General features: G+C 35.7%; 20 protein-coding genes. 14 read left to right on the forward strand and 6 right to left on the reverse strand.

Annotated elements, in window-relative coordinates:
- The first annotated feature begins 1 nt into the window (after position 1).
- Genes TYM08_RS04800 through ccmI form a run of 6 tightly spaced genes read left to right on the forward strand, consistent with a single transcriptional unit; the run spans position 2 to position 5,313 of the window.
- On the forward strand, positions 2–223 hold the full coding sequence (locus TYM08_RS04800) for a heme exporter protein CcmD (protein ID WP_422381833.1): 222 nt from the start codon (positions 2–4) through the stop codon (positions 221–223).
- Complete coding sequence (locus TYM08_RS04805) at positions 220–663, forward strand: cytochrome c maturation protein CcmE (RefSeq protein ID WP_422381834.1); 444 nt, start codon at positions 220–222, stop codon at positions 661–663. Before TYM08_RS04800 ends, TYM08_RS04805 begins: the two co-directional genes overlap by 4 nt.
- 45 nt (positions 664–708) lie before the next feature.
- Positions 709–2,772, forward strand: a complete 2,064-nt coding sequence (locus tag TYM08_RS04810) for a heme lyase CcmF/NrfE family subunit (RefSeq protein WP_422381835.1) — start codon at positions 709–711, stop codon at positions 2,770–2,772.
- A 2-nt stretch (positions 2,773–2,774) separates the two neighbouring features.
- A complete protein-coding gene (locus tag TYM08_RS04815) occupies positions 2,775–3,311 on the forward strand; it encodes a DsbE family thiol:disulfide interchange protein (protein WP_422381836.1) in 537 nt (178 codons plus the stop codon).
- Positions 3,311–3,784: a cytochrome c-type biogenesis protein gene (locus TYM08_RS04820; RefSeq protein WP_422381837.1), complete on the forward strand. Its 474-nt coding sequence runs from the start codon at positions 3,311–3,313 to the stop codon at positions 3,782–3,784. The genes TYM08_RS04815 and TYM08_RS04820 overlap by 1 nt, the downstream gene beginning before the upstream one ends.
- Before the next feature lie 2 nt (positions 3,785–3,786).
- Positions 3,787–5,313, forward strand: a complete 1,527-nt coding sequence (ccmI, locus tag TYM08_RS04825; protein WP_422381838.1) for a c-type cytochrome biogenesis protein CcmI — start codon at positions 3,787–3,789, stop codon at positions 5,311–5,313.
- A gap of 76 nt (positions 5,314–5,389) precedes the next feature.
- On the opposite strand, the gene TYM08_RS04830 is transcribed toward ccmI, so the two are convergent.
- Positions 5,390–7,009: a methyl-accepting chemotaxis protein gene (locus TYM08_RS04830; RefSeq protein WP_422381839.1), complete on the reverse strand. Its 1,620-nt coding sequence runs from the start codon at positions 7,007–7,009 to the stop codon at positions 5,390–5,392.
- A 153-nt stretch (positions 7,010–7,162) separates the two neighbouring features.
- Between TYM08_RS04830 and TYM08_RS04835 the strand changes: the two genes are divergently transcribed.
- The 7 genes from TYM08_RS04835 to TYM08_RS04865 are packed head-to-tail and all read left to right on the forward strand — an operon-like array spanning position 7,163 to position 13,363.
- Positions 7,163–8,497, forward strand: coding sequence for a DEAD/DEAH box helicase (locus TYM08_RS04835; protein ID WP_422381840.1), 1,335 nt, complete (start codon positions 7,163–7,165; stop codon positions 8,495–8,497).
- 10 nt (positions 8,498–8,507) lie between these two features.
- Positions 8,508–9,035, forward strand: a complete 528-nt coding sequence (lspA, locus tag TYM08_RS04840; RefSeq protein WP_422381841.1) for a signal peptidase II — start codon at positions 8,508–8,510, stop codon at positions 9,033–9,035.
- Positions 9,036–9,341, forward strand: a complete 306-nt coding sequence (locus TYM08_RS04845; RefSeq protein ID WP_422381842.1) for a 2Fe-2S iron-sulfur cluster-binding protein — start codon at positions 9,036–9,038, stop codon at positions 9,339–9,341. It abuts the gene before it with no gap.
- 8 nt (positions 9,342–9,349) lie between these two features.
- Positions 9,350–10,168 carry a phosphotransferase gene (locus tag TYM08_RS04850; RefSeq protein WP_422381843.1) on the forward strand — a complete coding sequence of 273 codons (819 nt, stop codon included), beginning with the start codon at positions 9,350–9,352 and terminating at the stop codon, positions 10,166–10,168.
- Positions 10,169–10,216: 48 nt separating this feature from the next.
- Positions 10,217–11,206 carry a thiamine ABC transporter substrate binding subunit gene (thiB, locus tag TYM08_RS04855; protein ID WP_422381844.1) on the forward strand — a complete coding sequence of 330 codons (990 nt, stop codon included), beginning with the start codon at positions 10,217–10,219 and terminating at the stop codon, positions 11,204–11,206.
- A 2-nt stretch (positions 11,207–11,208) separates the two neighbouring features.
- Positions 11,209–12,747, forward strand: a complete 1,539-nt coding sequence (locus TYM08_RS04860; RefSeq protein WP_422381845.1) for an ABC transporter permease subunit — start codon at positions 11,209–11,211, stop codon at positions 12,745–12,747.
- Positions 12,734–13,363 (forward strand): ATP-binding cassette domain-containing protein, encoded by a 630-nt coding sequence (locus TYM08_RS04865; protein WP_422381846.1) that lies wholly within the window; start codon positions 12,734–12,736, stop codon positions 13,361–13,363. The genes TYM08_RS04860 and TYM08_RS04865 overlap by 14 nt, the downstream gene beginning before the upstream one ends.
- Before the next feature lies 1 nt (position 13,364).
- On the opposite strand, the gene TYM08_RS04870 is transcribed toward TYM08_RS04865, so the two are convergent.
- The 3 genes from TYM08_RS04870 to TYM08_RS04880 all read right to left on the reverse strand — a co-directional run bounded on the left by TYM08_RS04870 (position 13,365) and on the right by TYM08_RS04880 (position 17,028).
- The gene (locus tag TYM08_RS04870; protein ID WP_422381847.1) at positions 13,365–14,864 is read right to left on the reverse strand and encodes a hypothetical protein; all 1,500 of its coding nucleotides are present in this window, start codon (positions 14,862–14,864) and stop codon (positions 13,365–13,367) included.
- A gap of 167 nt (positions 14,865–15,031) precedes the next feature.
- The gene (gene nhaD, locus TYM08_RS04875; RefSeq protein WP_422381848.1) at positions 15,032–16,429 is read right to left on the reverse strand and encodes a sodium:proton antiporter NhaD; all 1,398 of its coding nucleotides are present in this window, start codon (positions 16,427–16,429) and stop codon (positions 15,032–15,034) included.
- 23 nt (positions 16,430–16,452) lie between these two features.
- On the reverse strand, positions 16,453–17,028 hold the full coding sequence (locus TYM08_RS04880; RefSeq protein ID WP_422381849.1) for a hypothetical protein: 576 nt from the start codon (positions 17,026–17,028) through the stop codon (positions 16,453–16,455).
- A gap of 533 nt (positions 17,029–17,561) precedes the next feature.
- On the opposite strand from TYM08_RS04880, the gene polA reads away from it, so the two are divergent.
- The gene (gene polA, locus TYM08_RS04885; protein ID WP_422381850.1) at positions 17,562–20,414 is read left to right on the forward strand and encodes a DNA polymerase I; all 2,853 of its coding nucleotides are present in this window, start codon (positions 17,562–17,564) and stop codon (positions 20,412–20,414) included.
- A gap of 316 nt (positions 20,415–20,730) precedes the next feature.
- Here the strand turns inward: polA and TYM08_RS04890 are convergent, their stop codons facing one another.
- Both TYM08_RS04890 and TYM08_RS04895 read right to left on the reverse strand, forming a co-directional pair.
- Positions 20,731–21,789 (reverse strand): IS91 family transposase, encoded by a 1,059-nt coding sequence (locus tag TYM08_RS04890; RefSeq protein WP_422381851.1) that lies wholly within the window; start codon positions 21,787–21,789, stop codon positions 20,731–20,733.
- On the reverse strand, positions 21,786–22,739 hold the full coding sequence (locus tag TYM08_RS04895) for a tyrosine-type recombinase/integrase (protein ID WP_422381852.1): 954 nt from the start codon (positions 22,737–22,739) through the stop codon (positions 21,786–21,788). The genes TYM08_RS04890 and TYM08_RS04895 overlap by 4 nt, the downstream gene beginning before the upstream one ends.
- Positions 22,740–22,848 lie beyond the last annotated feature (109 nt).

The raw sequence follows: 22,848 nt of genomic DNA on the forward strand, positions 1-22,848 counted from the left end.
TATGATTTTTGAAAATTTAATGGATGCTGTGCAAATGTGCAGCATGATCGAAAGACCCATTAATGGTGTGATGCGTGAGTCGATCACCTGTCGTGGTGGATATGTTTGGGCCTGCTATGCCATTGGTTTATCAGTCATTGGTTATTACTTTTTGTCCCCAATTATTCGTACTAAAAAATTAATTAAACAAGAAGCGCGTCGTCGCCTAAGTGAGTCACTATGAATCCAGTAAGAAAACAACGATTAATGATCGTGTTAAGTGTCATGATCGGCGTATCTATCGCCATCGGTTTGATGGTTTTTGGTTTTAAAAAAGGGTTTACCGCTTTTTATACACCCGTTGAAGCCAGCACCATCGCGCCTTTGCACAAATCAATTAAAGTCGGCGGCATGGTAAAAGCAGGCTCTATCAAAGAAGGCACAGTCGGTGACAGTAAAAAATTAGTCATCAGCTTTATTATTTACGATGATAAAGAAGAAACCACTGTGCATTACACGGGTTTATTACCTGACTTATTTGCTGAAAACGAAATGTCCATTGCAAGCGGTAAGTTAAATGATGAACGTATTTTAATTGCAGACAAAGTGTTGGCCAAACATGATGAAAATTATGTGCCTAAAGAAATTATGGACAATTACGGCGAACAACACGAAACCAAATAATAATTAAACTAAAAGGGGCTTTGCCTCTTTTTTAAGGTGTGAAACATGATTTTTGATATTCCAGAAATTGGCCATATAGCGACGATGATTGCATTTGCACTCTCTGTTTTGCTGGCCACAGTTCCTTTATATGGTGTGTTAACGGGCAATGTTCGTTTGCAGCGCAGTGCCATCTCGTTATCGATTGGTTTATTTGTTTTTGTTGTATTTTCTTATATTTGTTTAACCTACGCATTTGTTGTGGATGATTTCACTGTAACTTATGTGCAAGGTCGTTCCGCTCTTGATATGCCGTTTATCTTTAAGTTAACCGGTGTTTGGGGTGGACATGAAGGGTCTTTATTGTTGTGGATTCTTATGCAATCGGGTTGGATTTTTGCCGTGAGTATTTTCTCTCGTTCATTATCCTACGACACGTTAGCGGCAACTTTGTCCACAATGGGCTTTATTTGCGCCGGTTTCATCGCATTTATGTTGTTCACTTCAAACCCGTTTGAGCGTGAATTATTAATGGCGATTGAGTCAACTAAAGAGCTAAACCCAGCACTACAAGATTTCGCCTTTATTATTCATCCGCCTATGTTGTACATGGGGTATGTGGGTTTCTCTGTTGCGTTTGGTTTTGCAATGGCGGCGTTAATTACAGGTCGTTTAGATACTGCTTGGGCTAGATGGGCGCGTCCTTGGACAAACCTTGCTTGGGTATTCTTAACTGGCGGCATCATGTTGGGTTCGTGGTGGGCCTATTATGAGCTTGGCTGGGGCGGCTGGTGGTTCTGGGATCCAGTAGAAAACGCATCATTTATGCCTTGGTTAGTTGGTACTGCCTTAATTCACTCATTAGCAGTCACCGAAAAACGCGGCGCGTTCCGCTCGTGGACCGTATTATTAGCATTAGCCGCATTTAGTTATTCGTTAATCGGTACGTTCATTGTGCGTTCTGGTTTATTAACTTCTGTTCATGCCTTTGCATCGGATCCTTCTCGTGGTTATTTCATTCTAGGTATTCTTGCGATTACTATTTTCACCGCTTTAGTGTTGTTTGCTATTCGTGGTCGTTCAATTAGCTCACAAGTGCGTTTTGAATTTTATTCACGTGAGTCATTCTTATTAATTAATAATTTATTATTAACGGTCGTATCATTTGGTATTTTAATTGGTACGGGCATCCCACTATTAGCCGACTTATTCAGCGACCAAGATTTATCTGTAGGTGCACCAGTATTTAATTGGATATTTGGAATTGGCGTAGTATTTATTGTGATGGCATTAGTGACAGGGCAATTACTGCGCTGGAAAAGAAATGAGTTTAAAGGCACAAGTGCTATCTTTGTTTGGGGCTCAATCAGTAGTTTAGCGTTGGCTCTTATTTATGCGATTGTGTGTTTTATAATTAATGTTTCAACACCAATGGAAGAAACAGTAATCGAAACGTTATTGGTTCCTTGGGAAGTGGTAATGGGTTGGGTATTAGTGATTTGGCTAATAGCAAGTTCAATAAAGTCCATCTTAAATAATACACGTAATGCCAGCAGTGTTTGGGTGGGTATGAAAAAATTAAGTTTAAGTTACTGGGGCATGCAAAGCGCCCATTTTGGAGTGGCGATCATGATCATTGGTGTGGTTATGGTACAAGGTTATGAATCTGAAGATCATTTGTTTTTAACTGAAGGTGATGTTCAAGAAGTGCATGGTTACGAAGTGCGCTTTAATGGTGTTAAACCTTATATACATAATCAAGTTATGACAACTAATGTAATCGAATGCTTCCATGAAGATAAGTCTGATTGCACAAATTACATTGATTACATCGGTGAATTTGAAGTGTATAAAGATGGAGCGTTTGTAACCAGAATGCTGCCAAGTCAGCGCAGTTATTTAAATAGTAAAACTCAAACAGCTGAAGTAGATATCAAGCCATATTTCTTAAAAGATTTATACATTCAATTAGGTAAAGAATCTGAACAAAAACCAGGTTATTGGTCAATTGGTGTATTAGTGAAACCGTTTGTTCGTTGGATTTGGGCCGGTGCATTATTCATGATGTTAGGTGGTATTTTAACCATGTTTGATAAACGCTATCGCAGCAAAAAAGTAGTAGGAGCGTAATAATGAAAATTAAATACCTCCTGCCAATTGGGCTTGCTTTTGTCGCGTTTGCGATCATGGTGTTAGGGCTGATTGATCGAGGCGAAAAAGGCACGACGCAGGTTGCTTTAAAATCGCCCTTAATTGGTAAAGTCTTACCTGATTTTGAAACCTCGCGTTTATATGATGCCACATTAATAAATCAAGATGATTTATTAGGGCAGCCATATTTACTTAATATTTGGGCAACATGGTGCCCAACCTGCAAAGCAGAGCATGCCTTTTTGAATCAATTAAGCGCTCAAGGTGTGCGTATAGTGGGTTTAAATTATAAAGATGTTACCCCTCAAGCCATTGCGTTATTAAAAAAAGACGGCGATCCGTATGCCATCAGTTTGACTGATCCTCGTGGACAAATTGGTTTGGATTTAGGCGTATATGGTGCACCAGAGACGTATTTTGTTGACAGTAAAGGCATTATTCATGAAAAACTCATTGGTGAATTATCATTAAATCGTTGGAATACCACATATAAAGCAATATACGAGGGAATGGAATAATGAAAAAAATAATAATTTGTTTGTCTCTAGTTTTGTTTTTTCAATCGGCAGTTGCCCTTGAAGAGCATGAATATAAATTTATTAACAACGAGCAAAAAGCATTGTTTGTTGAAATGACAGAAATTTTGCGTTGTCCAAAATGTCAAAATAATAATGTTGCGGATTCAAACGCTGAAATCGCTCAAGATTTTCGCGATAAAATATATGAATTGGTGAAAAAAGGCCAAACCAAATCCGAAATAAAAACATACTTTACCGATCGCTTTGGGGAGTTTGTGAATTACGAAACCAGTGTGTCTTTGACAACAATTTGGATTTGGTTAATTCCAATTTTGGTTTTGGTTTTGGTTTTTGGTTTTGTATTTATTTTTAATCGGACAAAGACTCAAACAGAACTATCTAATGAAGCTTTAAGCGAGCAAGAACAAAAAGAATTAGATGACATTATAACTCTCAGTAAAAAGGGTAAATAAACATGATTATGTTTTTAATAATATCGATATTAATGGTCGTAGCAATTGTGTTTGTGTTTTATCCATTTGTTGTGAAAATGCCAGACGTTCAAATTGACGAGCATCTTGCACAAAATGTACAAGCACATGAACAACGCTTAAAACAAATTCAAATGCAGCTAGACGGTGGATTGTTAGACGAAAAAGAAGCGGACAGTCAGCGTACACAATCAGCAAGACAATTATTAAAAGATGAAGCGCAATCAAAACGTGTGAACACTGAAATAAAATCTTATATGAATGTACCTGTTGTGATGTCAGTAGTATTGATTTGCGTGTCAATTTTTTTATACATGCAAAAAGGCTATCAACTAGATTTAAAAGTAGCGCAATTACAAACTGAATATGATGCGTATCCTTCAAAAGAAGCGTTGGATAATTTATTGGCTACTAAGGCGAAATTGATTGAATCAAACCCAGGTGTGTCAGCAATTCAAATTCATGAATTGGGTTTACAGCAAATGCAAGAAGGTTTGTTTGTTGAGGCAAAACATTCATTTGAAAAAGCTTTTCAAACTTATGTGTCTCATCCGGATTATGTAAACGATGAAGCTGCATATTTAAAAGCTAGAATTGCCCATGCTGCGTTGATGTTAAACCAATATAAACCTACCAATGAAGTGAATGAATTATTAGCCGAATCATTAGCGTATGCTCAATCAAATTTAGCTAGTCAATTAAATCAATTTATTGATGCATATAAAAAAGTACATAATAATTCAGAGATGGTGTTTGGTTTAGATGTGATGCGTTTAGGGGCATTATTATATGAATTTGGCGAATACCAATTAGCGAAGCCATATATTTTACAAGCTGCAAACCTTACTCAAGAAGAAGGCACTAACCCTCCATTGGCAGCAAGAGCGTTTGCCATTGCCGCACAAATTACGGTGAACTTAAATGGCAATTTATTTGATAAAGAAGTCATGGGGTATTTAAATAGTGCTGTGCAAAATGATCCTAGTGATTATTTGGTTTTACAATTAACCGGTGAGTTTGCGTACAACGAAAAGCAGTACGATATGGTTTATCAAACTTGGTCAATTTTATTTAATGACCCTAATTATGCACAAAGTATTTCAAGTGATATGTTTGATAAATATCAAATTACTTTAGAAAAATTGGGTGTTGAAAATGATGTTAAAGGGTTAATAAAAGTAACGGTAGATATTGATGAATCGTTAAAAGCACTTTCACAAACGGGCCAGTATTTATTTGTATTAGCACGACCAGTTGGTGGAAGAATGCCACTTGCGGTTAAGAAAATACCAATGAGTGAAGTAAGTTTTCCTTTAACCATTACACTATCAGATCGTGATGCAATGACACCTCAAATGACGTTGTCAAGCCAAGATGCATTTGAAATAGTCGCTAGGGTGTCTTTGTCTGGAATAGCAAATGCGGCATCTGGTGAACCTGAAAGTGAAGTATTAAATGTGGATAATGGTACAGCGGATGTTTCGGTAATTATTAATAGTTTGCATCCTTAAATAATAAAAAGTTAAATTAACAAAATGACGAATTTACTCTTAAAAGAGTATTCGTCATTTTTTTTATCTTTTAAAATTAACCTTCAAGTTTGAATTGATTTAATTGTTTTTCAAGATCTACACTGATATCACGCAATTTATCTGAATACCTTAAAACGGATTTAACCGAAGTGGTGTTATCTGTTGCTAATTGATCAGTTGTTGCAACATTATCAGCAATAACCTGACTTGCTTGTTGCTGTTTTAATACAATTTTTTTCAATAACTGTAATTGTTCTAATGAGGAGCTAGCGCCAGTATTTAAGTCATTTAGTGGTTCAACCATATTTTGTATTAATTGAACGCCATCACCTAGTTGTTCGTTACCTTTTGATATTTGGTTCACACTTTGTTCTGTGTCTAAATCTATTCCATCCATTTGTTCATTGATGTCTAATGTTGCTTGAGAGGTGCGATTTGCTAAAGCTCTAACCTCATCGGCAACCACCGAAAATCCTCGTCCAGATTCACCTGCTCTGGCAGCTTCAATTGCCGCATTTAATGCAAGTAAATTTGTTTGATCTGCAATATCTCTTATGTTTTCAACCATTTCACGGATCACTAATGCCCGTTCTCTTAATGCTTTCACTAATTGAGTTGATTGATCAATACTTGATGAAATAATTTTAAACTCATTTGAGGCAACTTGTATGTTTTCTAATCCCGTTTGGGCTAAATCACGGGCAATTTGCGCTTGCTCAGTTGCATGATTACTCGAGTTAGAAAGATGTTCAATATCTAGTAAAAACTCATCCAAAGTTTGGTTTATTTGCTTTAGTGATTGGCTTTGTTTACGCGAATCTTTATCTACTTGAGCAACAGGATTACGTAATTTTTCAGCGTAATCATTGACATTATTAAATGATGTTTGAATTTTAAAAATTAAATCATGTAAGCTATTACCTGTTGTTTTAATTGCATTACTCATTTCACCTAATTCATCATGAAAAGGGGCGATCTTTCGTTTTTTAAGTTTGCCTTGCGCAAGTTGTTCTGCAATAAGAACGCTGGTTTTAAGTGGTGTAACAATGCTTTTACTTGTAATGTATGAAAGTAATATTCCAATTATTAAAGCAAATGCGGATATAAAAATTACAACTAAAATAGCTTGTTGACTTTGTTGGCTGTTCAATTCTAATTTATTATTCATTTGATTTTGAAAACTCATCAGTAATTGATCAACTTGTTTTAATAATGCAGTTAAATCTACAGCAGTTTGTTCGTTAAACGTTTCAAGAGCTGATTCTTGATCAAACTCAACCAATTCAACTGTGCTTGTAAATGAAGTTTTATATTTGTTTCGAGTTTGGATTAACTGATTAATTTGCTCTGAATCAATATCTGCATTTATTTGCGAAATTTGCTTGATAAGTTCGTCTAATTGCAAATTTTGTTGATCCATTTGTTTATATAATTTTATACGCTCATCTCGGTCACTTTGAGGAAGAATTTGTAATAATGTTAAAGCAGTCGCATGAGCTTTAATATTGATTTGATTAGCTAATAACAGCTGTTTTGTACCTTGATTAACCAATGTTTCAGAATGATCAGTTTGATTGGTCAATTGGAAGTAATTTAAAACTGAAATACTGATTAATAATAAAAGTAATAGAGCAAAACTAAGGGATAAACGGGTACGTATATTGGTTTTTAACATAATCAATTAAATGTGTAGTGATAAGTATTTTCAGTATAGGTCAAATTCGTAATTATGTTGTTTTATGTAAAGTCTGTTCAAAATGACATTCTAAGTTCGACAGCCGCTGCCAGCACAGGTAAAATGCGCACTGTTTTCAATTAGGTATACTCTGTGTTTTCAGATTTTCATTTCCACCCATCTTTGATCAAAGCCATCGACAAACAAGGCTATAAAGCGCCAACTGACGTACAGCAAGCCTGTATGCTTGACGCCCTTGCAAAGAAAGATTTATTAGTCAGTGCCCAAACCGGCAGTGGTAAAACCGCTGCTTTTTTATTGCCTATTTTACATTTGATGTTAAAAGGCAAAAAGAACTCAGGCGCAAAAGCACTGATTTTGGCGCCAACACGTGAGTTGGTTCGTCAAATATACAAACAATTTACGCTGTTAAGTGAATTTACTCCTATTACTGCAGCGATGTTAACCGGCGGTGAAGACTTTAAATTCCAAGCATCCGTTTTACGTAAAAATCCAGAAGTGATCATTGCAACTCCTGGTCGATTAGTAGATCACCTTAAGCGTGGCAGTACATCGTTAGAAGACTTAGAAGTCTTTGTATTAGATGAAGCCGACCGTATGTTAGATATGGGTTTTAACGATGACATGATGACCATTGCTAGTGACACTGACGCCATGAAAGCGACATGGTTATTTTCAGCAACATTAGGTCACGTGGGTGTAACCAATCTTGGAAAAGATTTATTACATGAGCCAGTCAGTATCGATTTAGCCGGCGCGCGTGATCAACATGACGGCATTGAGCAAAAAATGATTTTGGCCGATGACGACGATCACAAATTGCGTTTATTGCATCGTTTATTTAGCGATTATCCAGAAAGCAAAATTGTGATTTTTACCAATACCAAGGTAATGGCGCACCGTTTATCAATCAAATTACGTGAAGTTGAGCGAGTGGGTGTGTTACAAGGCGATATGACGCAAGACGAGCGTAACCATGTGACTCAACAATTTCGCCATGACACGGTTCGAATTTTAGTGGCAACGGATGTGGCGGCTCGTGGTTTAGATATTGAAGGCATTGGTCTTGTCATTAACTATGATCTTGCTCGTAAAGGCGATGAATATGTTCATCGTATTGGTCGTACGGCTCGTGCCGGTGCAACCGGTGATGCGATCAGCTTTGTGACCGCTCATGAGTGGAACTTGATGGCTAGCATCGAACGATATTGCCGTATTAAAGTAGAGCAAATTGTATTACCTGGCATTGAAGGTAAATACAAAGGGCCTAAAAAGATTAAAACCAATGGCAAAGCCGTAGGTAAAAAAGCCCCTCATAAAAAGAAATTGGCCAAAAAAGCAGGCGAGAAAGTGAAGTCTCATAAGAAAACAGGCGGCGGTAAACGTCCATCAAGACCTGTTGAAAAAGCCGAAGCAAGAGAAGGCGGATTCACGCCTGTTAAAAAGAAACGCATTAAACCAGAATAAGGGATAACCGATGTTAGCTAAATTAAAATTATTTATACCCACATTTTTAATTGTGATTGTCATTGATCAATTAACCAAATGGTGGGCGTGGACTTACTTTCACCCAAATGGCGCAGAAGGTTCCGTTCGTGCAGGCAGTACTTATGTATGGGATTTCTTTCGTTTAGTTTACGCAGAAAATCCAGGTGCTTTTTTAGGCATGGGTGACTCGTTACCGCCTTTTGTCAGTGTTTTAATTTTCTTTTGGTTAATTCCTATCGCGATTTTTTGTTTTAGCATTTACGTATTACGCTCAAATGAATTTGTAGGACGTAACTTGATTATCATCAGCTCAGTATTAGCAGGTGGTTTTTCAAACGTGTTAGATCGTTTATATAATGATGCGCATGTGATTGATTTTTTAAATGTGGGTTTAGGGACTTTTATTCGAACAGGCATATTTAACGTTGCTGACATGTTCGTTATGTTTGGTGTGATGTTATTGATTTTGTTTATGTTTTTAGACGACAAAAAAGCAAAAGCCAACATAGAAAAATAAGTGTCAAACTGCGTCATTACGATTGTTGATCAAACTGAAATTCAAACTCAGTTTGGCGACAATCTTTTATCTTCTCTTAATAAACACTCCCTTCTTTCAAAAAGCGCCTGTCGAAATGGAAATTGCAGAATTTGTCGTTGTCGACTGACTCAAGGCGTCATCGATTACCAAAACAAAATCCCGTTAGCATTATCTGATGAAGACATCGAACAAGGCTGGATATTGCCTTGTATCTCGACTATTGTTGGTGATATTCAAATAACCGACATCAAAGCGGTTAACCCAAAAAAATCAAATCATAAATAGGGGCTCAAATGAAAAAATTACTAGGTGAAGGATTTTACGGAAAAGTATTTTTAACCGAGCAGGGCATAGTTAAAGAACACAAATGGGAAAATATGGCCAAATTAGAGGCCAGACATTTAACTTTATTAAGTGAATACGTAGATTTTATGCATGCACCATTAGAATTAAATGACCATGTATTAGTGTTACGTTTTCAAACCGGTCACAGCTACCAACCTAAAGACAAAAATAGCGACACTCTAAAATTTGATATTGCCAATAAACTTGGTCAACTGCATCAATGTCAGCAAGCAAAATTTGATCCTTGGTTTTTAATAAACGATGACAGTCACCTTATGGCAGATAACTGGCCAGAACATTATTTAAATTGGTTAACCCTGTTTAATCAAAAATTAAAAAATGTGGATGTCAGCACCATGACCAATGTTGGTGAATTAAATACACCAAATTGGGTGTTTGATATTTTAGAGGCATTTATCACACAACAACCTTCTTTATTTGCAGAATTAAAACATGATTTGCCGTCTTTAATTCATGGTGACCCATCTGCGGATAACACCATTGTTGAAGCAGATCATTTTGTTGGATTAATCGATCCGTTTGAATCGGGTTTTTATCATGCTGAGTTAGATTTAATTTATCCATTTCAATATGACAAACAGGTTTTACAATCTTATATGGATCAATTCGGTCAATTAAAAGGCAATTGGCCATTACGTTTGGCGTATATGGCGTTCACAAATCATGTATATCATCATTTTTTAACAGGCTGGTGGGATGAATCTTACATGTTAGCTCAAGCTCAAGTCATTAAAGACCTTGAGTAGTGCGGCGCGACTGTTTAAAATGGCGCCAAAATTTATTATGAGACCCCCATGAAAAAACTAGTATTCACGACCGCTTTACTTTGCGTTGCTGTTATCAATAACGCAATGGCACAAATGCCGACTTTAAAAGTTTATACCTACGATTCATTTGTTTCTGAGTGGGGACCGGGTCCTCAACTAAAAGCACTGTTTGAGTCAACTTGCGAATGTAAAGTTGAGTTTGTTGGTTTGGCTGACGGTGTAAGTATTTTAACGCGTTTAAAAATCGAAGGTAAAAATTCACGCGCAGATGTGGTATTAGGTTTAGACAATAACCTAATGTTAGAAGCGGCTGATTTAAACGTTTTGGCTGCACACAATGTAGACACTGATATGTTAAGCGTACCAGGTGGATGGACAGATTCAACGTTTGTTCCATTTGATTGGGGCTACTTCGCATTTATTTATGACAGCGAAAAACTAGAAACCCCACCTGCATCATTAGATGAATTAATTGAATCTGATTTATCAGTGTTATATCAAGACCCTCGTACATCCACACCAGGTTTAGGTTTAATGCTTTGGATGCAGTCTATTTATGGCGAGCAGGCTTCTGCAAAATATAAAAAACTATCATCGCATACAGTTACGGTTACACCAGATTGGTGGGGCGCTTATGAAATGTTCACATCTGGCGAAGCTGATGTTGTATTAAGCTACAGCACTTCACCTGCTTACCATGTAGTTGCAGAAGGCGTAACAAAGTATAAAGCAGCAGCATTTAAAGAAGGCCATTACCAACAAGTTGAAGTAGCGGCCATGACTAAAAACACTGAACAGCCTGAGTTAGCTCAAGCGTTTTTAGAATTTTTGATCAGCAAACCTGCTCAAGAAATCATTCCAGTAACCAACTGGATGATGCCTGTTCGTTCTGATGTAACCTTGCCTGCCATTTTTGACGAAGTGATTGAAGTGTCGCCAATTTTGTTAGAACCAAAAACAGTGAAAGCAAATCGTCAAGCTTGGATCAATAACTGGTTAGAAGCGACTGCAAAATAAAAATGGAAACCATAAAGAAATATTTATTCTATAGTATTTCTTTATTAGCACCTGTATTGATTGTGGGTTTAATCATCACATCAATATGGGTGTTGTTATTATATTGGTCCCAAGATTCTGAGTCTGTAAGTGGCACCTATCTTTATAAAATCATTAAATATTCTATTATTCAAGCCGGATTGTCTTCACTGCTATCTATAGTAGTAGGGTTTTTTATCGCACGATTATTAGTACGTCGTGTTTTTTTTGGTAAGTCTTTTATCATTGCCTGTCTGAATGCCAGCTTTACTATGCCCGTTATGGTTGTGATCATAATGGTGGTTTTATTTTATGGGCGCTCTGGTTTTATTCAATCGGTTTATGATTTTAATGTGTATAGCTTGGGTGGAATATTAATCGCTCACGTTTTTTTAAACGCACCTTATTGTGCGCGATTATTTTTAAATGGACTGTCGAGTCAAAAAACATCTTTAATGCAACAGGCTGCACTGTTGCAGTTCAATGATTGGTATTGTTTTAAATATTGCGACTGGCCACTTTTAAAACCCATCATATTACCTGTGTTTGGCTTTATATTTTTAATATGCTTTAACAGTTTTGCCATTGTTAAAATATTTGGCTCAAACGGTATTACCACATTAGAAGTGGCGATTTATCATGCCATTAAACATCAGTTTGATATTCATCAAGCCACCATTTATGCCGGGTTTCAATTTGTTATTGGTTTTTCAGTGGCTATTTCGTTGTTGCGTTACAACTCCATCAAACTGTATTCTCAAGTCTCATCTAATGTGTATCGAGCAGACAAATCTTTCAAGTCTGCCAAATTAATAGACAGCTTAGTGGTTGTTTTATTAATCAGCTTTTGGGGATTACCTTTAATTTGGGTATTCAAAAAAATCACATTAGCGTCTTTAATTACTGTCTTTAATCATTCTACTTTTTACACTTCGTTATTTAATTCAATTGTCATGGCAACGTTAAGTACTTTGTTGGTTTTAATATTGTGTTTAGGTTTGGTATTAAGACCCTTACAAAACAAAAAAGGCAGCGACATGATTGCCATGAGTTTGTTTTTCTTTCCTGCGATAGTGGTGGCAAGTGGTTTATATATTGGCTTAAAGGACTATTGGTTTAATCAGCCATTAATGTTGATGTTGGTTATATTTATGAATGCGTTAATTGCGCTTCCGTATTCTTATAATGTTATTAGGCAGCCTGTTAAACAAAATTACGATCGATTTAAACCTTTGATGTTATCTTTGGATTTATCAGTTTGGTCGCAAATAAAATTAGTGTTGTTGCCTTTAAATATACGCCCACTAATGATGGCGCTGAGTTTTTCTTGGGTGATAGCTTTTGGTGATTTTTCAATGATAGCTTTGATGATCACCGATGATTTTAAAACATTGCCTTTATTAGTCTACGACCGATTAGGTACTCACCAATTACAAGAAGCGTCAGTCACTGCCTTAGTATTATTAAGTGTCACCATTTTGGTGTATTTGATTCAAGAGAGATATAAATATGCTAAAAGTTAGCAACGTAACCTTTAAGCGTGAACAAACCTATTGTTTTAATTTGGATGTGAAGCAAGGTGAAATGGTGTGTTTGTTTGGTGATTCGGGTATTGGTAAAAGCACATTGCTTTCATTAGTAGCAGGATTTGAGTCCATTGATTCAGGTTTGATTGAGTTTAATGGACTGACATTGAATACACTTCCAGTAAACAAACGTCCTATTTCCATGTTGTTTCAAGAAGATAATTTATTTCCTCACTTTAGCGCATTTAATAATATAGCCATTGGAATTAAACAAAATTTAAAAGTGTCCGATCAACAAATTCAAGATATTCATAATATTGCTAAGTTTTTATCCATTGATCAACAGCTTGATAAAACCCCAGATCAAATGAGTGGCGGACAAGTACAGCGAGTGGCGCTTGCAAGGTGTCTGCTTAGGAATAATCCAATATTATTGTTGGACGAGCCATTTAGCGCATTAGATGAACAAAAACGCTTGGAATGTTTGGGGTTATTAAGACAGTTACAAAAGGAAAAGAAATGGACAGTGATTTTAGTCAGTCATCATCCAGATGAAGCCGACCAATTTGTTGATCGGCTTGTGGATTGCCGTGCTATTTTGGCAAATACTTAATTTACCAATTTAAATAGTGATGGGAGCGATTAATGGGTTGATAGGTTCCTTTCTTTGACTTTGAGAAGTGAATCGGCAAGTCATATACATCAATGCCTCGAATTTTAAATTCATTGAGGATATGTGTCATTTTGACTTTATTATAAAGTAATGTCATATGAGTAAAGTGTTTAATTTCTCCGCTTTTTAATTTAATACTTAGCACACCTGGAGCACCTTCATAAACGGTTTTACCTAGCTTACTAATTTGTGATTGGCCCAAAGGTTTGTAATTTTTTGAAGATTCGATAGGTGCTAAAAAATACACTGACTGAACTTGAGACAAGTGTAAATAACCAAATTGTTCATGTGAATGCTGACTTATTAAATAATAAGACAATTGATCTTTATAAAATGTGATATAACGAGATGCAAATTTCCCACGACTAACGTTTCTTACTAGAAAAAAGATAATATTAAAAATGATCAACATTGTTATTAATGATAACGAAAATATAAAAGTGACATCAGAGGTGTAACGATCAAAAGGGTTGTAATTTTTTAATCCATCTAATACCAACGATTCAATTTGGGAAAATTCGGCAGTGGCAAATGTACAGCCTACTGCAAGTAATAATGAAAATGTAATCGATTTAACCTTTACCGTAGTAATATTGTGAAATCTAGATAAGGTTAAACTTAATTCTTCTTTTGATGCACTGTAATAAATGGTTTCTGTGTTTTGAATTGGATTTTCTTTCTTTTTGGATTTCTCGGTGACAGTGAATGTTTCGTCAAATTGAAAATCAAACCCCACTATTTTTACTCCTCGGGCTTTAAATTCAATAATGATGTCATCTAATTCTTGTTGGTTGTAAATGCTATCTAATAATAATAGTTTTTTTGTATCGCCATTTTTTAAATGAATACTTAAAATCCCGGAATCTAATATGTTTGCGTATTTTGCTTTTTTTAGTATTTTTTCACGGCGTATGAATTGTCTTTTTGTTTTAATTTGGTTATTTAATTGGACACTTCTTATTTCGTTATAATTAAAAGAAAACTTTGCAATGGTTTTATGTGAAATGATGCCATTACAATTAAATTGGTCGGAATTAAACTGTAACCCTACTTGAGAAAGTTTGGAAATTAATTGGGAGGGTTTGATAATATTTTTAAATATTAAGTAAATAAAAATTGGAGTAAAACATTGGAAAAAAACCAACGAAAAAGACAGCCAAGGTTGAATATTTAATGATTGCTTTAAATTTATAAAATAAGGGATCGAAATAAATGTTGAAATCGAAAATATAACAATACTGAGACTAAATGCAATAAAGATTGAATGCACAAAGCTGTATTTAAATTCATTGGCAAGAGTTGATGGTTGTAGAGGCGCGTCATTTCTTTTGCTTTTTTTTAAAAATTCTACAGTATCAAATATAACATTATCGCTATTAATAGGTTGGGTATGCCTAATATTTTCATTATGCTTGGATTTATAGCTTGTAATGTCGTTCATTTCGGTTCTTCCTAGTTGAATATGTTTTGATTCTATATGGCGATTCTAAGTGCCAATTACACATCTTACAATATATAAGTATGAAAAAGTGAATAAAAAATATAAACATAAATCAAATTATGAAGTGAATAAGGAATAATAAAAATATTCCTTATTCGAGCAAATAATTAATATAATAAAAATAACGTTAGTATGCTTAAAAAATACCCCATAACTATGGCAGGTAGCCATTTTAAATGACTAAAAAAAGTGTATTGACCTTTTGCATGTCCCATAAGAGCAACACCCGCTGCAGAACCTATGGAAAGCAAACTACCTCCAACACCAGCTGTTAGTGTTACCAATAACCATTGTATTTCTGGCATTTGAGGATTCATGGTTAATACAGCGTACATTACGGGAATGTTATCTACAATTGCAGATAATATACCCACTAAAATATTGGCTTTAGTCGGTCCTAATTCTAAATAAATAAATTCTGATGTCACGCCAAGGTAACCAATTAAGCCTAATCCGCCGACGGCCATAATGACACCATAAAAGAAAAATAATGTATCCCATTCAGCCATGGCAATTTTGCTGAATACATCAAAATATTCACCATGTTCTCTCGCCCCTGGAGGGTTGTCTGTTGCATATCCAACAAGAAGTGCTTTTTTACGTAAATAAAACCCAAATAATTTTAAATAAGCTAAGCCTGCTAACATGCCAAAAACTGGTGGGATCTGCAACCAATTATATAAAGCAATTGATGTGATAATGGTTGCTAAAAATAATCCGACAATTGTTTTTGCTCCTTTTTTTATTGTTTTATCTAATTGAATTGTAGATTTATTGGATTCGGTAGGAATAAAAAAATGCATAATAATGGCAGGCACCGCAAAATTCACAACGGCAGGTACAAACAAAATTAAAAAGTCTTCAAATTGCAGAATGTTCTTTTGCCAAACCATTAATGTAGTGATATCACCAAAAGGTGTAAATATACCGCCTGCATTGGCCGCAACTACAATGTTGACACAGGCAATGGAAATGAATTTTTTATTGTCTTTACCCACTGCTAATACAACGGCACACATGATCATGGCAGTGGTTAAATTATTTGCCACAGATGAGATAAAAAACGCAAGTATACCTGTCATCCAAAACAAAGAGCGATAACCTAACCCTTTAGCAATCAGCCAGTTACGTAACGCTTCAAACACACCGCGCTCTAACATGGCATTAATATAAGTCATGGCAACTAATAAAAAGAAAAATAATTCAGCATATTCTAAAAATGCTTCCCGAATGGCGTGTTGCATGACTTCAGTTTGATTGTGTTGATTATAAGCAATGGCAATACACACCCAAATAATACTGGCAGCAACCAATACCGGTTTAGATTTACGTAGGTGAATTTTTTCTTCAAGAATCACAAAGACATAAGCAAGTGCAAATACACTTAATGATACCCAGCCGACCCAACTTTGAGTTAAATCAATTGAGGTTGTTTCGTTCGATTGTGCAAAAATATAGGTGCTGCATAACCATAATGCAGCACCAATTAGTGATTTTAAAAACATGTTGTTTCCATTTAGATTAATAATTAAGCGTTTAAAGTAGGCTTTGTAGTACGCACAAATAAATTATGAAAATCAATATGTGGGTAATCTAGAGTGTCAATATGCAAGGATTTTGCTATGTGGCTGGCAGAAATAAGCCCTCGAATTTCGCCATTTGGGCTGTCTGCAATCAGGCAATGCGTTAAATTTGAATCTTTTAAGTGGCTTAATAATTTGCGTATGGTCATGAATTTAAATTGATCAAACTCTAAACAAAGAGTTTGAGTTTTATGTGTCATTAAATCACTGACTAAAATATCGTTTCTTGATTCACCTTCACTTACTTTTTTAATGATGGCTTCATTATTTAGTTCTTTTAGGGAAATTGTGCCTACCCATTGATTGCTTGCATTGGTGACTAATTTAAAGCGCACATGAGATTGGCGCATTAATTTTTCAGCTTCAATAGCCAGTAAGTCACTTGTAATAACAAGCGGTTTAATGAAATGAAAATCAGTTAAAATGGTTTGGCTATTAGAATCAAGTGATGTGCTTGTGTAAGTATAGTTGTGATGAATTCGTTCGATACCTGTGGTATCTACATATGCAGTAGTATTCATAAGTTTTACTCAAATAAATTAAAAAAAGTATTAAATTAAATTGTTTAAATTAGATTTTAAAAAGTTTGAGTGTTTTTAGGCGGGGAGCGAATAGAGACGCCAGATTGAAAGGCTGTAGTGAAATTAAATCGATAAAGGTAGTTTGCGCTAATAAATAGAAATACTACCCAGCTAACTAAAGTTATCCATAAATTTTGTGGAATTAAATCAGTGGAGGGTTCGTTATCTATATCATTGCTGATTCCAATAATTGAAACGACCTGAGCTTCAGATGTTACATACAAGGATGCATGACTGGCAAAAGCCAGCGCTAAGAGCAAACATAGTAATTGACTAAGCTGATTAAATTTCAAAATGTGACAGAATTCCGCAAGTTAGTATTTATAAAGGTCTATTGCTAATTATCGGCTTATTAAACTCAATTACAAGTAAACTTAAGTAACTTTTATTCAATTATTTTCAATTATGTAAACCCCTTGATAATCCAGCTTTAAACAGTATCATGAGCGTCATTTTTGCATTTGAGAATTGTTATGTCCCAAGCTTCAGACCAATCGTTAGCACCAATTGTACTTGTTGATGGATCATCGTACTTATTTCGTGCCTATCATGCATTACCTCCATTAATGAACAAACAAGGTATGGCGACTGGGGCTGCCAAAGGGGTCATCAATATGATGCGTTCTTTGTTGTTAAATTACCCTCAATCCCCCGTAATTGTAGTGTTTGATGCAAAAGGGGATACATTTCGTAATGAAATTTATGACCAATACAAAGCAAACCGCCCGCCGATGCCAGATGATTTAAGAGAACAAATTGAACCCATTCACCAAATGATTAAAGCGATGGGGTTACCTTTAATTATGGAATCGGGAGTGGAGGCGGACGATGTGATCGGCACATTAGCATTAGAGTGTACCAATCTTGGTCGAGATTGTGTTATTTCAACGGGCGATAAAGATATGGCTCAACTTGTAACTGAGCATGTCACATTATTAAATACCATGAAAAATGAGCTACTAGATGTTGATGGTGTAAAAGAAAAATACGGATTTGGCCCAGAGTACATGATCGATTATTTAGGCCTAATGGGCGATAAGGTCGATAATATTCCAGGTGTGCCAGGAGTGGGAGATAAAACCGCGACCGGTTTAATACAAGGGCTGGGCAGCATAAAAAATATATATGAAAATTTAGATAAAGTGAAAGATCTAGCATTTCGTGGTGCAAAAACCATGGCTAAAAAATTGGAAGCCAACCAAGAACTTGCTGAATTATCTTATGTGTTAGCCACAATTAAATGCGATGTGAAGCTTGAAAAAAACGTTTTAGAATTTACGCATCAGCCTCAAGATGATGCAGCATTACTCGCGTTGTTTCAACAAATGGAATTTAAAGGTTGGATCAAATCTCTAAGCGAACAGATGCAAGCAAATGGACAAACGGTTGAAATTGCTAGTGAAGATATAGCGATTACGCGCGGACAAATCCATGACAGTGAGATGGTTGAAGTATTATTAGAGCATTGTGAAACTGTTCACTATGAACAAATTAAAGACATGCAAAAACTTGCAGATGTGTTGTATAACATCAAACAACATAAAAAAATGGCCGTGGATTTTGTGTTCTCTAAAGCACATTATTTAAATAATCACCTGTTGGCAATCAGTTTAAGTTCTGAAGCAGGCACTGCATTTACGATTTGTTTTGATCATGAATTATATAAAGATGAATTATTAATTGAGCAAGAGGTTATTGAACAATTAAAACCATTGTTTGAACGATATGACATTAAAAAAACCGTCGCAGATTTAAAACAAACGTTACATTACTTGTCTCGTCAAAACATTAAACCAAGTAATATTGCAAATGATATTTCTATTCAGTCTTTTGTTTTTAATTCAACCATTAAGCGAGATAAATCCTTAGATAAACATTTTTCAGTATTAAGTGTCGATAATTTAATAAGAGTATATGGTTCAAATATTGAGGAATCATACTTCCCAAAAACCTATGCAGAAATAGCAGGGAAATTTGGTAAAAAACAATTAACTTGGAGTCAGCTTGAGTTTGATGTGATGGTCGATTATTTAAGTGCTCGTGCAGATTATATTTTGCGGTTAGGTGAGTTTTTCGAAACACAATTAAAACAAACTGGCGAGTTATTTAATGTTTACCAATCCATTGAATTACCTCTTGTGCCTGCATTGGCGCAAATAGAACAAAATGGTGCGTATTTAGATGTCAATCTTGTAAATCAATTGACCCATGATTTTACAACTCGCATGAAAGAATACGAATTACGCGCTTTTGAATTAGCAGGCAGTGAATTTAACATTGACTCACCTAAACAAATTGGTGAGGTGTTATTTGAAAAATTAGAAATACCCGTTATTAAAAAAACGCCAACGGGACAGCCATCAACAGCAGAAGAAGTATTAGTTGAATTATCAAAAGAATATGAGTTACCTGATTTAATTTTAAAGTATCGTCATCTTAAAAAATTAGTGTCCACTTATACTCAATCTTTACCATTAATGGTCGATACCAAAACTCAAATGATTCATACCTCGTACCATCAAAATGGTGCGCAAACCGGTCGATTGTCTTCTACTGAACCTAACTTACAAAATATTCCTATTCGCTCCGAAGAAGGGCGTGCGATTCGTAAAGCATTTTGTGCGCGTCCTGGATATAAAATAGTAGCGGCGGATTACTCGCAAATTGAATTACGCATCATGACGCATTTATGTGCGGATACGAATTTATTATATGCATTTAATAATGGGTTAGATGTTCATAAATCAACCGCAGCAGAAGTATTTGGTGTGCCCTTAGATGAAGTAACCAATGACCAGCGTCGAAGTGCAAAGGCCATTAACTTTGGTTTGATTTATGGTATGAGCGCATTTGGTTTAGCGGCCCAATTGGATATTTCAAGAAGTGATGCAAAGGTTTATGTAGAAAGTTATTTTGAAAAATACCCAGAAGTAAAACGCTATATGGATCAAACTAAAATGCAGGCCAATGAAGATGGGTTTGTTGAAACTATTATGGGACGTAGATTGTATCTACCTGACATTAACTCAAATAAAGGCATGTTAAAAGCCGCAGCAGAGCGCACCGCGATTAATGCGCCCATGCAAGGCAGTGCCGCAGACATCATCAAACTTGCAATGAATGATGTGCAATACTGGCTTAAAAAAGAAGACATTCAAGCAAACTTAATTATGCAAGTGCACGATGAATTAGTGTTTGAAGTAAAAGAAGAAGAATTAGATCGATTGATATCTGGTGTTAAAATCAGAATGCAAAGCGCGGCAAGTTTGTCCGTGCCATTGATTGTGGATGTCGGTGTTGGTGATAATTGGGATGAGGCGCATTAATATAATGACAAGTTTTCTCAGTTTTTAAAAGGTTATTCTAGGTATGGTATTTAATAAATAAGAATAGGTTGCGCGTAGCCGCAACTTAATTCTATTGTTGTACAAGACCGGTCTTCATTTATAGTGTATTTCTTTTCTGTGACTTTTTCTGGGTTTTGGCTTCCTTCAACTTTTTCATGTTTAAAATTTGAGAGGCATCCTTACTCTCATTCTACTGTTTCCTTTTTTTGGGTAATTCTTAATTAATTCAGTGTCATATAATATTTTTACCCCATTAGTTTTCTGATTTAAACCTATCCCGTATACCTATCCTTTTTTACGCCCCGATCGTTCGCATTTTTTCTATCTTCATTTTTGATTTTATAAATCCACAAAATGTCATTACTTTTTTACAGCAAGGACAGATGACTTCGTAATGAAACGATTCACAAAGTTCAGGCAAGGTTACTCTTAGCATGAGTTGGATTTTCATTAATAATGTTCGATTTGAGCCATGCAATAATCCATAATTTCTAACTCGCTGAAATCCTTTTGGTAATACATGTTGCAATAATCTTAATAAAAAATTCATGATAGGTTCTGTTTTTACGACATATTGCTTACTTTTACTGTCTTTATATCGCCATGTCAGTTGGTCTTGTTTTAATGACAGTAGGTTTTTTTCACTGGATACACCTCGATATAAATATTGAGACAGGTATTTTAATGCAGGTGAACCATTGCCTATTTTTTTGCAATGCGCGATCCAGTTTTTTGGATAGGTGGTTGGGCAATGGATGTCTTGAGTTTTTAAGGATTCTATAAATTTAGCTCTAAACACACTGCTTAAATTTTTGGTGTTAAACAAGTATTTTTTTCGTTTAGCTTGCCAGTTTTTTGGTTTTGATAGTGAACCTGCAGGAATCATTAAATGTACATGCGGGTGATAATTTAAGTTTCTTGAATGTGTGTGCAATACGGCTGTTACACCGAGTTGACCCGATAAGTGTTGATCGTTTTTTGCAAAAGTTTGAACCGTGGCAACCGCTTGTCGCATTAAAATGGTGTAAATTTCTTTGCTTTTTTGTTTGGCAAGCATTCGCAATTCAAATGGCAAGGTGAATGTCACCATAAAATAATCAACGGGAAGTAGCTTTTGTTGTTGGCGAGTTAACCATTTTTGGTTGGCTTGAAATCCACATTGTGGGCAAAATCGGTGACCGCAACTATGGTCGATATAACTGTGTTGATGGCACTGGTTACATTCATAGTCTAGCTGTCCCGCTCGTTGAGTTTTGCATTGTAACATTTGATGGACTGCCCACTTTTGTTCTTGATTGATAGGTTGTTTGTAAATATCAGTTTGATATTTTTCAAATAATTCGACGAGTTTCATGATGCATTTTCCTTTTTGTTGGTGTTGGTGTTGATGTTGATGTTGTCTTTTTTGTCGGTTTGCCAGTGTATTTCAAGTCGTTCGATCATTTCATTTAAAACTAGAGTACTGTTTTGGGAGATTTCATCGGTCAAATGAAGGTAGCGTGCGGTAGTGATCGGACTTGCGTGTCCTAATAATATTTGAATTGAGTGGAGGTTTAATCCTGATTCTAGTAAGTGGGTGGCATAGCTGTGGCGCAATGTGTGGATGTGAACATTTTTTGAAATATGACATTCTTTAGCGACAATTTTTATGGTTTTTTGTAACCCTCCTTTATCGATTTTTTTGTAACTGGTGTGATTGGTTGGGGCGGTGCCACCTGGAAAAAGTAGTGTTGGGTGTCGATGGGTTTGCAAAAATTGGCGCAAAGCTAATAACGTAAAATTAGGCAAAGAAACAAAACGATCTTTATTGCCTTTTGCGGCTCGAATATGGACACGCATTAAATTTTGATCGATATCTGCAGTCGTTAAATTAAGTGTCTCGCTTAAACGTAATCCTAAACTGTATGTGGTGAGATAGTAGGTTTGGTAAGATAATTTTCGAGTATGGTTGATGATGTCATTGACTTCGTTGGCAGTGAGCACGTCTTGAAGTGGTTGGATTTTGGGTGGTTTAATAATGTCGACCCACTGCCATTGTTTGTGTAATACGTGTTTATAAAATGATTGAATGGCATTTCGATCTATTTTAACGTGGCTCCAAGAAAGATTTTCGACCACGTATAGAAAAAAGGATTTTAATTGTTCTTGAGAAAGATTGTCAGGGCAACAATCAAAAAAATCAGCAAGTTGTCGCAAGGAACGCGAGTACATATCAATGGTGCGAGGGGATTTGCCTTGAAGAGTGAGTGTTTCAATATGTTGTTGGTAAAGGTGTTGAAAACGGGTAGAATCTTGAATATTCATCGCATTGACTCCCAAATTAAACCAGAATTGGTGTTGGAAGTATGAGCGATATTTGTAAATCTGCCGCGCAGCGGCTTCGTTCAACAATGTGATGTGATGTGATGTGATG

Source organism: Marinicellulosiphila megalodicopiae (assembly GCF_045862395.1).
Lineage (GTDB): Bacteria > Pseudomonadota > Gammaproteobacteria > Pseudomonadales > Natronospirillaceae > Marinicellulosiphila > Marinicellulosiphila megalodicopiae.